Origin of the sequence: Paenibacillus tritici (assembly GCF_013204885.1) — a bacterium.
Classification (GTDB): Bacteria; Bacillota; Bacilli; order Paenibacillales; family Paenibacillaceae; genus Paenibacillus_AQ; species Paenibacillus_AQ tritici.
In genome coordinates, this window is the sequence record NZ_JABMKX010000013.1 from 230333 (window position 1) to 243296 (window position 12964).

The window sequence follows — 12964 nt, forward strand, 5'->3', positions numbered from 1 at the left end:
AACTGCGTCTGTATCTTATCCATTCATTCTATCAATTAAGACTGCGAGTATCCTTTACAGCTTCCAGATCCGGTACAAAATCACCGCTGCTTCCGCGCGGGAGAGTGTGTCCCCCGGAGCAAGCTTGCCGTTCTTACCGTTCACTACGCCGTATTTCAGCAGGGCGGACACGCTGTCCTTGGCATAGGCTGAGATTTGACCGGCATCGGTGTAAGATGCTATTGCTCCGCTGCCTTCAGCCGTGATTCCAGCCGCCTTCAGGGCACGCGCTGCAATCACCATCATCTCCTGGCGGGTGATGACGCCCGCTGGCTTGAAGGTATTGTCCGCATAGCCTGTGACGATACCCAGCTGCTTCGCGGCGGCAAGCTCCTTGCTGTATACCGCGTTGCTCTGGACATCGCTGAAGCCTGCAACTGCTTCAGCAGCAGCCTTAAGCTCCAGCACCTTCACCAGCGAGGCGGTAAAGTCTGCTCTGTTCATAGGAGCCGCAGGCATGAAGCTGTTGCCGCCCGGAATGATATCGCGCGCAGCCATGGCAGCGACAGCCTGCTTCGCCCAAGACAGGTTCCCCAGATCCGTGAACGATAGCGGAGCATAGGCTGCCACAAACGTGCCGGACCCGAAGGTCTGGAATACAAATCCTCCTTTAGCCGCGTCATAACGGCTGTTCACAACAGCAGTCAGGGAGGCATTGCCCGTCAGAGAGCGGATGACTAAAGAATCCAAGTTCCCCTGCTCTTCCACTGAAGGCTGATACGGGATGGTTACGGTAATCGGCGTCCCCGGATTGCTCCAGGCTATCCGCTGCCCCGCTGCCCATAGACTCAGCTCCATTACCGGACGGGTGCCGGTCTGCTTAGTAACTGCTGCATCCAGACTGGCTGCCGGGACTTCTTGTATGCGAATAGAGATGGAATCCGTGCTCGCTGTAATACCAGCCAACTGCTCACTTGGGATTGCCAGAGTGGCAACACCATTCTTGATAACAAGCAGATACTTCTCCTGTCCCTTCATGCTTGACAGCGGCAGCTGAGCTTCATAGGAGACCGCACCTGTCTGCTTAGGCAGATCAATGACGATCTGTTTGCGGCCGTCCGCAGCCGGGACGGCTTGCTTCAAGGCTTGCTGCCACAGTTCGCTTGTAACAATGGCCTTCGCTTCTCCGCCCTCGGTCTTCACCTCTGGTCTGAGCGTAATTACGCCATCCTTGCTCTCCAGATTCACAGGCTTCGGCGCCGGTGTGCTACTGCTGTAGTTCGTACCGCCGTACACAGGTTCCGGTGTCGGTGTTGGTGTGGCTTCCGGTTCCGGCGTTGCTGCCGGTGTCGGTGTTGGCGTTGGGGTCGGCTTCGTCGGCGGTTCAGCGCCGTCTTTGGCCTTAAGCGTCAACACTCCGTAGACGGAGGTGTCCTGATAACCGTTCCCGGTGGTATCATTCCAGGCGGCAACACTTTGCCGGACGCCGCTCTTGGCGTCGTTAATCTGAGTGTCGAAGCCGACCTTAGTGCCTCCGGCCGGGGTGATTTTTTTGAACGGAATCTTCATTTCAAGGGTATAGCTTGTTCCGGCTACCTTGGTGGCCGACTCGAAGCCTGCACCGATGGCTACCGGACTGAAGGAGGCTTCATTGTCATAATTGACCCGGAACTGTCCGTCATCATCCTGATAGAAGGTGGTGCGGCCCAGATTCTCATCCAGGAAGACCTCGACAGAGTCCTGCTCCCATACATTCGGGTTACTCTTATCGAGCTGGGCGTCGCTGACCTTAATCAGCACATACAAATTCTGGTCATCCCACAGCGTACGTGCGGTTCCGCTTGCACCCTGCCAGGCCAATTGATACCGGTTCACTGCCATCTCAGGCGCCGAGGACCAGATTGCATCCGCAGTTCCGTCAATTACCGGTGTGCCGTAAACAGCCTCAGACACATTAGCCTCTGCCCTGTTCGGTTCATGCTCTGCCATATATTTTGCCGGATCAATGACGCCGTAATAGGCCGGTTTGGCCTGCAAATTCCGGTCAAACAAGAGCGGACTGGAGACAGCTCTCCAGCTCGTACGGTCATCCATTCCCCAGAAGGTAACACGAGCGATATTGGCGGCATATGTCTTGTAGAGATCCATCAATTTCGCATACAGATAGCCTTGGTCCACCAATTCCTTCTCCGTTTGCTTATTGTCGCTTCCCGCTTGGATATCCAGCTCGGTAATGCTGACCTCTACGCCAAGCGAGATGAATTTCTCCAGCGACAGCTTGACGTTATCGGGATTCGTGTTGATGTTGTAATGTGCCTGCATACCCACACCGTCAACCAGCAACTTCCCGGGGTTCGCAAGCGCGTACCTGTCGTTGATTTCCTTGACCATACTGTAGATGGCCTGGGCTTTGTTCTGGTTATCATCGTTATAATCATTGTAATACAGCTTGATATCCCACTCCGGATGATCGTCCAGCACCTCTCTGGCCGCCAGGAAAGCCTGCTCTACATAGTCCGCGCCGATGGCATTATACCAGTTAGACTGACGCAGAGCGTCTTGCCAGTTGGACGGGTTAGACGGGTTATCATTCATTGCTTCATTGACTACATCCCAGGAGATCACCCTGCCCTCAAAATGCTCCATAACCTCCCGGATATGCGTCCTTAGATTGGTGAGTGCTTCGGCACGCCCCAAAGGAACGGTATTGCCTGCTGCATCCGTGGTCAGGTTCATCCAGTCAGGCGACTGCTGATACCATACCAGCACATGCCCATGCATTTTCATCCCTTCAGCCAGCACTTTGTTCACCATCGCATCTGCCGCTGTAAACGTGAAATTACCCTTAGTGGGCTGCAGCGCATCCGGCTTCATGGCATTGCCTGCGGTAGCCACATTATGATGCATTTTCAGCAGATCCAGCCGGACCCCTTCCAGATCCTCGGCGGATAAGGCGTTGCCGATCAGGAAGTCATTCTGATAAGCCGCTTTTAGAGGAACCAGATCCCTTTGAATATCAACCGGGCCGGTGCCTGTATGCTCAAAAGTGATATCGTCGATATAAAAGGAGGCTGCTGAGTTATTGGAGCTCTCAATATAAAGGGTCAGATATTCGCCGCCCACACTGTTATAGCGGTAGCTGCCCTCAAATTTGACCCAGCCGTCAGCGTTGCTGATGGTCTTGGGGGACAGGGCCACATAACTCGCACCACTGTCATTGCCCACCTGCGTGGACAACTGGAGCTGCGCGCTTGCCGGATCAATCAGCTTGACCCAGGCGGAGATGTTATATTCGCTGCCCTTATCCACGTATTTCTCGACACGCAGGGAAGGCCCGTGCCAGGTAGCCGTTCTGCCTTCCACCTTCAGCGCATAGGAACCATCCGCCGTATGATTCGCTTCATTGGTCACCGTAAGCAGCTCGGTTCCCGCCCTGCCGGTGAATCCACCCGCCGTCTGGTCTTCAAAATCAACCGTGCTGAACGGCAAGGCCGGTTCTCTTACAGGATCTTCCCCGCCGCCTGGTGTGCCCTCCTCGGTGAACAGAATATCTCCAAGGTAAAAGGGGACTGCGGCCCCGGCCTCGTTGGAGTTGATACGCAGGGAATGATCCTTCTTACTGGTATCCACCGTAAATTTCTTAGTCAGGGTTACAGATTGCCCTGCTTTATAAGGTACTGATGCATCGTTGGTGTAATCGTCCACTGTCTGTAGGGCTGCATTAGCATCGCTTGGGACCGCCACAGTTGCGTCAACGTAGACAACCGCAGTGACGGTGTACGTTTTTCCGTTCTTGAGACCTATGTCCGTGAACTTGAAATCAACCGCATCCCAGTTATTCACCCGCTTGCTTACGTACAACGCCGCTTCATCGGCATTCCCGTCGAAAGGAACATCCTTGACTGCACTAAGGCTAGCGCCCCCGGATGGGACTGCCTTGCCTATGCCACCCGCAAACGTTTCGTGATAGACCGTGGTCGTGGCCTCCGCCGCTTGAGCCGCCGGAACATATCCGCCTGCCGGAAGAAGCAGAAGGGCTGCCAGCAGCACCAGAGAGACTTGCTTGATCATTCTCTTCATGCATTGCACTCCTCTGTATGAAATTTAGGTTTCAATAAGTTAAGCGCTTCCAAGGCAATCGAAAGCCTTTCCTTTCACCACCCAAATCGTAGCACAAGGACAAAAATGCGTCTTACCCGAAACTAAAGGTTGTACCGTGCTTTTTATAGTTCATTTCACTGGAGTGTCACAATTTAAGCAGCACCTATCGCCTACTCTACAAGCCGGATGCTACAGAGGACGGAAATAGTTGGATTTTCAACACTTGCTGGTGAGCGAATACCCCGTGCTTAATCAGCAGTTGGACAAACAGCACTTACATCATTACATTTCCTCCAAAATAGTGAAAACCATCCGTGTTAGATGCTGTTTTTCCACTTGCTTCAGCAGATTGCTGGGAAGTTGACGAATTAAGCTACGTTTATCCAATTGCTGGCCGGGGCAAGCCACTCCTACCTGAGAACACTTGGACCGCCGACGTAGCTCGGCATCGTATCATGCCAGCCTTCATTACACCACGTGCAGGGAGTCTGCACGAAGATGCAAAAAACACAAAACAGCACTTCTCAGTAACGCGAGAAATGCTGCTCTGTTATCCTTTTCTCTTAAATAGGACTATTTCATATATGGGTGATCCGCCAGCAGAGGACGGCCTTATCACCAGCAGCTATCAGATCAGCTTATGCGCATACCACTTCTTCCCCCGGAAGCGCCACAGGAACACAGCTCCGCGGACGGCCCACTCGCAGTTCATCGCCAGCCACACGCCCAGAACCCCGTAACCCAGCACAATCCCCAGAATGTAGCCGAATATGACCCGGAACAGCCACATGGTCAGCATCGAAGCTATTGAGGTGAAGCGGGAATCGCCCGCTGCCCGCAGCGCAGACGGCAGAATGAAGCTGAAGGCCCACAGCGGAATCTGGGCAATCGCATTCACCAGCAGCACCACGAACAGATCATCAATAATCTCCGGCGGCGGGGAAAAGATCGACACCAGCGGATGGAACAGCGGCATCAGGATCAAGGCCACCAAGGCATAAGAGGCAGAACCGATCCAGAGGAAGGACTTGATGAACTTCCGGGCATCCGCCACATCCCCCCGCCCGATGCACTGGCCGACCACCGTTACGATCGTCAGCGACAATGCACTGGCCGGAATTTGAAACACCATCGCCAGCGACCCGGCGATCGCATTGGTGGCAATCGCATAGGTGCCCAGACTGACGATGAAGATCTGGGTCAGCAGCTTGCCGCCGTTGAAGAACATCTGCTCCGCAGCGAACGGCACACCGATGAACATGATTCTGCGCAGCATGGAGAGCGGAACATGGAACAGGTCGCGGACCTGCACACGCAGCACTGTATCAATCTTGAACAGGTACACCAGGGCGAAGATCATGCCCGCATACCGCGCGATGTTGACCGCCAGCGTCATCCCCAGCACACCCATGTGCAGCAGGTTAATGAAGACAATGTTCAGGAGTACATACAGCAGATTCATAATCAGCGACAGCAACAGCGAAGCCCGCGTCCGCCCCACGCCCCGCAGCGCACCGCATACGGCCTGAACCACGGCGATTCCTAAGTAAGAAATACTGCTGCCGATCATATAGACCCGGGCGTTGTCCAGCACATCGGCGGAGGCGTTCCCGAACAGTAAATTCAATATTGGGGTATGAAAGGACATAAGCAAGAGACCAATCCCCACCGAGATCAGCGATACGGAGGCGACCGAACCGGCCGTGGCCTGGGAGACCATCCGGTCATTTCCGCTGCCTTTATACTGGGCAACTACCACCGTTCCCCCCGTCGCAATAGCAACAAATACGTTAATCAAGAAAATATTCAGAGAATCTACCATATTCACTGCACTAACCGCCGCCATCCCCGACGAGCTGATCATCGCAGTGTTGACCAGATTCAGCCCGATAATGAAGGCCTGGTCAATCAGAATCGGAAGAAACAGGGCGATAATTTGCCGGTAATCCATTCCTTCCCCGGACAGATATTTCTCCAGCCATTTCTTGGCCGGCAGACGGGCTTGAAGCTGCATAAACATATCACATTCTTTTCTGTAGAATATTTGCAGGCATACAATACATACATTCCTTCCAGTTTACTACAGATTCCATTCCAAGTCTGTGTTAAGTCTGTATTACTTTTTAGACGACGATGACAAAATAGAAACACGCACTCCATTGCCATCCCTTTCGCTCTAAGTAAAATCCTGGATCTGTCCGAAATATAGCTTGTGACTATTTTTTGCGGGAGGAGGAGTCTCTGATGAATAATGAAATTGTCAAAAGTCTGATCGGGCAGGTTACGGAAGAAGTCATGTCCGAGAACAAAGCCGCCTTGGAGCAGGCTGGAAACAGCCAGGCCAGTATTCAATTAGCCGTGCAGCTGTCCGCCGTTACCACCCTGAAAATCCTTGAAAAGCTGGAGCTGATTGATAAGGATTAAGCTTCCGCACAGTTGGTCTGTGCTACATACCCGTGATGTATTCTACGCAAATAACCCGCAGGGTAGAGGACCTCTACCTGCGGGTTATTTTTGTGCCATTCATACAGGGCGATACAGAATTAGGAGCAGTCACTCCAGAAGATCGGCACGGAAGTCTCCATACCGTTGTCTGGACTCTGTAGAACACGAGTACGCTATACCATTATGGACATCAAGCAGCGTCAGCCGGCAGCCATGCTTAGCCCCTGTGTCAATGCCGATCTTTCCGCCGCTTCTCCAGATCTTCCCCGCCGCCGCTCCCAGCTTGAAGGTCGGGGTGTGTCCGAACACAATGCCCTGACCGGCGAAGGCGGGCAGCGGAGCCTCCCAAAAATCCTGGCGGATCTCGGTCATATCCAGCAGCGTCTGCTGCTCCAGCGGCACTCCGGGACGGAACCCGGCATGCACAAACAGATACCCGTCCGCCTCCACATACGGAGGTAACTGACACAGCCAGTTACGGAAGGTTAACTCCACTGCCGAGTGTCCTTCAGGCTGGCTCAGCAGCTTCGTCTCCATATTACCCGGAACGGCGAGTGCTCCCTCCCGGGTTAAGCTTCGTATCAGCTCAAGCGTTGAGCGGCTCTGCGGGTCCTCATCTATGTAATCCCCCACCAGAATCAGCTGGTCTGTCCTGGGATTATAGGCGGCGGCATCGAGCAACTGCTGCAGTCCTGCGGCATGTCCATGGATGTCCGATACTGCAAGCAGCCGGTAAGCTTTCTGTAGTGTGTGCGGCATAGTATCAACGGCCTTTCCGGTAAAATCGCTTTTCTCTCACAGCCCGTACAAATAAGCAGCGTGACTAGGGAGTACCATACGGATATCTTTGTCTGTCTCCACATAGTCTTCACTGAACAGATACAGTCTTTCGCCTCTTGCCGTTTCTGCCAGCGTCCGCCATCTCGTCCCCTCAAAGACGCAATGGACGACCCTGGCCTCCAGAATATTCGTCTTCCTGTCCCTCTCACCGGCTATATCAGAGTTCTCCTGCAGGAGTGCCAGTGCTTCCGGACGGAAACGCAGCTCAGCGGGCCCGTTCACCTGAAGTCTCCCTCCCGGCTCACACAAGATTCCGGAGATACGTCCGGCGGAACAAGCGATAGCCGGGTCTTCAGCTGTGCCGGCAAATTGTCCCTTAAGCACGTTGATGGCTCCGAGCAACGAGGCCGCTTGTCTGCTTGCCGGTTTATGATAACAGGCAAAGGGCGTATCGAACTGGTCGATCGCACCGCTGCGCATCAGCAGAAGCCTGTCTGCCATAGCAAAGGCTTCCTCCGGGTCATGCGTGACATGGAATACACTCATCCTCAGCCTGCGGAAGAGGACGGACATTTCCGTCCGCATCTCGACGCGCAGGCGCATATCCAGGTTGGAGAGCGGTTCATCGAGCAGCATCAGCCTCGGTTCGGTTACGAGCGCCCTGGCAATCGCTACCCGCTGCTGCTGCCCGCCGGACAGCTGCGGCGGCAGACGCCGCTCAAAGCCTTCAAGCTGCAGCAGGGCAAGAGCACCGGCCACCTTGTCTTTCATCTGCTGGGCGGGCATCCGTTTCTCCTTCAGTCCATACGCCACATTCTCAAACACATTCAAATGCGGCCATAACGCATAATCCTGGAAGACCATGTTGATGCCGCGTTTTTCGGGCGGCAGCATCTTAGCCGCTGTAGCAATGGTCTGGCCGTGCAGCAGAATCTCGCCTCCGTCCGGACGGCTTAAGCCTGCCACAAGGTGCAGCAGCGTCGATTTACCGCAGCCGGACGGGCCCAGCACGCTGATGATTTCACCTTCCTGAAGTTCGAGGCTGAGGCCGGTTAATGCTTTATAATCGCCGTAGCTTTTCTGCAGATTTCTAACCTCAAGCAGCGGCTTGCCTGTCACCGGAACCATCTGTGCTTGTGCCTCTCTCATGCTGTAACCCCTTTTCTCTTGAAGACCGCTTCAATCACGATCAGAATCAGTACAATAATGCCTCCTCCGGTAACCGTTGCCGCAGAGGCGTAGCCAAACCGCATATCCTCGAACGCATCATCTATTACAATCGGCAGTGTCACGAAATTCGGCGGGAACAGAATCGAATTGACTGCCAGATCGAACACACAGGAGCCGAACGCAGCAAGTGCACCCGATACCAGTGCTCCGCGGATCAGCGGGATCAGTATCCTTCTCACCCGGCTAACCAGCGAAGCTCCCTGTAGCTGGGCGGCATCGAGCAGATGCTCGGGGACTTTAGCCATCGAGCCGGTAATCATCCGGGTAATCACCGGAATAGCTCCGGCAATAGCCGCCAATACGAGAATCGTTGGCGTGCCGTAGAGCCTCAGTCCCAGCACCTCGAGCCATTTTTGATTCCAGACAAAGATATATCCGATTCCCAGCACCACTCCCGGCACTGCAAATGAGATTAGTGTCGCGGTCTCGATGGCTTTTTTGAACCTGAACCGGGAATACGAAAGGACGAACGCAGCGCCCAGACCGATGAGAAGTCCGGCCAGCGAAGCAATGGCGGCAATCGCCAGGGATCTGCCGATTCCCGGGAACAAATCTGCTCCTTGCCGGAACAGCTCGGCATAATGCTGAAGCGTCAGGTTGCTGCGGACCAGGCCGTCTGACTGCACTTGCAGAACAGACATCACTAGACTCGAGCCAATCGGAATACCAATGACAACAATGAGCAGCAGAATGACCGCGCCGCTAAGAAGCCAGTGATATTGGCCGGAGGACCCGGGAATCAGGCGCTCGGCCCGTCCTGACAAAATATCGTAACGGGACCTGCGCAGAATGTAGAACTGGACAGCGATTGCCAGTGTAATCAGCAGCACCAGATATAATGACAGCACCCCGGCCATGTCGAAACGGATCGGTGAAGTATAAATGGCCGAATAAATAGAATAAGGCAGTGTCGGGAAACGGTATACCACGGCTATCGCTGAAGGCAATCCGAAATCGCCTATGGTATCCATAAAGACCAGCAGAGCTCCTGAGCAGATCGAAGGCAGAAGCAGCGGCGCCTCAATGCTCAGCCAGACCCGCCATGGACGGGCACCGCATAGCCGTGCTGCCTGTGACAGCATATCCATTTTCCATTCCATGGCCGCTCTTACCGTAAGATATGCCAGAGGAAACTTGCTGAAGGTCATCACCACGATCAGTCCTCCGGGAGAAAACACCGCACCGCTGACCCACTTCCAGCCCAGCAGCGAAGCCGCCAGACCATTTCCTGCCGAGAACATGATCCAGCCCTGGGCAAGGATGAAGGAAGGCATAATGAACAAGATCCAGGCTGCCGCATCCAGGGCAGCGGCGCCTGCGAACTTCCAGCGGGAACGGATTACCGCCAGCACTGTCCCCAGAAGGGTTCCTAACAGCGTCGTCCCCAGCCCCAGCAGGAGAGAATTCTCCAGGGATTTTCTCCATAGCGGACGGTTGAATACATCCAGCAGCAGGGACAAATCCCCGAAGTTCAGCTCTCCAAAGAATACTCCCGGCAGCAGCACCTGAATGATTACCGCCGCTAACGGACACAGGACGAGAATGGCCAGCAGAATACTGACCATCCAGCCCAGCCGGTTTACATTCAGAACTCTAAGCATAACCGTCTATTGTACCGCCTGATCAGCGAACCACTGCTTGATCTCGGCTTCATGCTCACTTGCATAGGCGGCATCCGTAAAGTTCAGCTTGGCACCCTTAGCCCGGTCAGCCTTGGGAGTTGCGCCTTCTGCGGAGGGTTCAAAATAACTTTCGTCGCCGCTGTCAATCAGCTCCTGCTGCACCTCAGGTTCAAGCAGGAAACTCACGAACTGCTTGGCCGCATCGGCTTTGTCTGTGTTCTTCTGAATGGCCGCAACACGGACAGAGGCTGGTGCGCCTTCCTCCGGCCATACCAGCTCCACCGGTTCTCCGGCACTCAGCATGGAGTAGGCATTGGATTCCTGCAGCGCCGCAATATCAATTTCACCGGAAGTAAGGGCTTGTACCACCTGAGGATTCTTCGGGTAGACACGGAGCCCCTGCTCCATCAGATGGTTGAAATATTCCTTGCCGCCATCCATTCCTTTATCCTCAAAAAAACTCGCTACAAACGGGTATGCCGGTGCTGCGATTGCAGGATCAGCCATCCCCAGTTTTCCTTTGTAGGCCGCTTTTTTCAGATCTTCCCAGGAAGCCGGGATATCTGTGCCTTTAACGGTTGTCTTATTGTAGACGATAATTCCAGAGGCATGGGCTCCGGTCGGATAGTAGGAGCCGTCTTCCGGGATCAGCGATTCATAATTGTCCTTCAGTCCGGCCACATTCTCCGGCGTCCAGCCGGTCAGAAGCTGGTCCTTGGCATCCAGCCCGTAGATGGACGGCATCGCATCAATCCATACGACATCCCACTGCGGATTCCCCTTCTCAGCTTCGATCCGGGACATGATTTCCGCGCCGTTCCCGGATACGATATTGAGCTTGATTCCACTTTTCTTCTCGAACATCTCCCCGATGACCGCGTCAAAATCATTCAAATACACCGTAAGGGTCTCGCCGCCGGCATTTGTACTTGTGGCTGTATCTGTTGGTACTGCTGTAGATGTGGCTGTTGCTGTCGCTTCGGCACCCTGGTTGTTTCCGTTTGCGGCAGCACCCGCTGCGTTCTGATTCTGTCCTCCGCAGGCCGTCACGGCCAATAATGATAACAACCCTGCTGCAACACCCGCTGTCTTCCGCCACTCTCTTTTCACTTGAAGAATCCCCCTTGAGAATCGTTTTTCGCCTTCGCGTTACTTCAAACTTTAACAAGATAGTGTAAGAGCAGCGTTAAGCCCGGTAGGTAGTTTTATTAAATATATCTATGTGTATTGAATGTTTGATAGATAAACTCTATATTCAAAAAAGAGGGGAGCGAAATGCTATGAATGTGCAGCAGTTAAAGGTGTTTGTCGAGGTCATGCGCAGGGGGACTCTGCAGGAAGCGGCTGATCAGCTCGGGCTGACGCAGCCTACCGTCAGTTTTCATCTGCGGAAGCTTGAGGAGAGTCTAGGAACACAGTTGTTCCGGAAGCAGTCCCGCAAGCTGATCCGTACCGAAGCGGCAGACGAGCTGCTGCCTTATGCACGCCGTGTAGTTTCACTGATGGAAGAGGCCGCTGACCGGATGCAGGCAAGGGCAGCGCAGGGTCACAACAAATTGAAGCTGGGCGCCAGCTATACACCGGCCACTTATTTCATGCCCCCGTTCCTGGCGGAGTACAAGCAGGCGCACCCGGAGACTGCATTGCTGCTGACCGTAAAAAAAGCGGAGACCATCCTCTCCCTTCTGCGGCAGCATGAAATTGATGCCGCAATCGTCTCCCTGCCGAATGAGCCCGAAAAGGGACTGCAGATCGTGCCGCTCATCGAAGACGAGCTGCAGCTTGTCCTGAATCCGGGGCATCCTCTGGCATCCGCAGAAACGCTTAGCGTGGATCAGCTTGAGCATGAAATTTTCCTGCTGCATGAACAAGGCTCTACCTCGCGGCAGCTCGCTGAGGAATGGGCAGCCTACATCGGACTGCAGTTCCATTCCGTGATGGAGCTTGGAGCCATTGAGACGATTAAGGAGACGCTGAAATTCAATTCGGGCATCGGTGTACTCCCGCTGCGCAGTGTGCTCAAAGAGACCGCTGCCGGGGAGTTAATCCGGCGCCCTCTGCCCGGAGCAGGCTATACCAACCGGAGGCATATCTGCCTAGCTTACCGGGATGAGCCAATCTATGCCGCACACATCCGCAGCTTCGTGGACTTCATCCGTACCGCTGGCGGGAGGGGGGATTAGGGGATGGGGATGGGGATGGGAATGAGGATGAGGACGGGAATGAGAGAGGTAGAATCTGGGAGAGAGTGAGGGAGGGAGTGAGGGAGGGAGTGGTTGGAATGTGGGGATGGACTTGAATGCAGGGGTAGATATGAGTTCGGGGGCAGGGACAGTTCGGCGATGCTACGATAGGTTGGGAGGGGCCTCTACTCTACTCTTTTATTCAAATATTTCCGCCTACTGCTTCCTGACTACCGCCTACCCCCGGCTGATTCAATGGGATTTATACCTCTCATTCCTGTCTACCGTCTGCTTCTGGCGGATTCTGAGGGATTTATACCTCTCATTCCTGCCTACCGTCCGCTTCTGGCGGATTCAAATGGATTTATACCTCTCATTCCCGCCTACCGCCCACTTCTGGCGGATTCTGAGGGATTTATACCTCTCATTCCTGTCTACCGCCCACTCCCGGCGGATTCTGAGGGATTTATACCTTTCATTCCTGCCTACCGTCCGCTTCTGGCGGTAGCGTCAAGAAGTTTGTGTAAGAGAGTAGAAGTACCTCCCCGGGTTACGGGTTGGGGGTGTAGGTGTTTCTGGGGGGAGGGGGAACCCCGACCCCCAGAAACTGGATTCATCCGCTAT

Annotated in this window: 8 protein-coding genes; 2 read left to right on the forward strand and 6 right to left on the reverse strand. The window is 54.2% G+C overall.

From position 1 onward, the window contains the following. Window positions 1-54: 54 nt before the first annotated feature. Window positions 55-4059 carry a glycoside hydrolase family 10 protein gene (locus tag HQN87_RS23430; RefSeq protein ID WP_173138192.1) on the reverse strand — a complete coding sequence of 1335 codons (4005 nt, stop codon included), beginning with the start codon at window positions 4057-4059 and terminating at the stop codon, window positions 55-57. 649 nt (window positions 4060-4708) lie between these two features. Continuing rightward, entirely contained in the window at window positions 4709-6094 is a 1386-nt protein-coding gene (locus tag HQN87_RS23435) for an MATE family efflux transporter (protein WP_425517051.1), read from the reverse strand. 230 nt (window positions 6095-6324) lie between these two features. On the opposite strand from HQN87_RS23435, the gene HQN87_RS23440 reads away from it, so the two are divergent. Then, window positions 6325-6504: a hypothetical protein gene (locus HQN87_RS23440; protein WP_173138194.1), complete on the forward strand. Its 180-nt coding sequence runs from the start codon at window positions 6325-6327 to the stop codon at window positions 6502-6504. A gap of 129 nt (window positions 6505-6633) precedes the next feature. Here the strand turns inward: HQN87_RS23440 and HQN87_RS23445 are convergent, their stop codons facing one another. From HQN87_RS23445 to HQN87_RS23460, 4 genes are read right to left on the reverse strand one after another with little or no spacing between them, the layout of a single operon-like run. Then, window positions 6634-7284, reverse strand: a complete 651-nt coding sequence (locus HQN87_RS23445; RefSeq protein ID WP_173138195.1) for a metallophosphoesterase — start codon at window positions 7282-7284, stop codon at window positions 6634-6636. Between the two features lie 36 nt (window positions 7285-7320). After that, window positions 7321-8454: an ABC transporter ATP-binding protein gene (locus tag HQN87_RS23450; RefSeq protein ID WP_254075622.1), complete on the reverse strand. Its 1134-nt coding sequence runs from the start codon at window positions 8452-8454 to the stop codon at window positions 7321-7323. Continuing rightward, window positions 8451-10136 (reverse strand): ABC transporter permease, encoded by a 1686-nt coding sequence (locus tag HQN87_RS23455; RefSeq protein WP_173138196.1) that lies wholly within the window; start codon window positions 10134-10136, stop codon window positions 8451-8453. The genes HQN87_RS23450 and HQN87_RS23455 overlap by 4 nt, the downstream gene beginning before the upstream one ends. Before the next feature lie 6 nt (window positions 10137-10142). Next, window positions 10143-11267: an extracellular solute-binding protein gene (locus tag HQN87_RS23460; RefSeq protein WP_173138197.1), complete on the reverse strand. Its 1125-nt coding sequence runs from the start codon at window positions 11265-11267 to the stop codon at window positions 10143-10145. 170 nt (window positions 11268-11437) lie between these two features. Between HQN87_RS23460 and HQN87_RS23465 the strand changes: the two genes are divergently transcribed. After that, window positions 11438-12340, forward strand: coding sequence for a LysR family transcriptional regulator (locus tag HQN87_RS23465; RefSeq protein WP_173138199.1), 903 nt, complete (start codon window positions 11438-11440; stop codon window positions 12338-12340). Window positions 12341-12964: the final 624 nt, after the last annotated feature.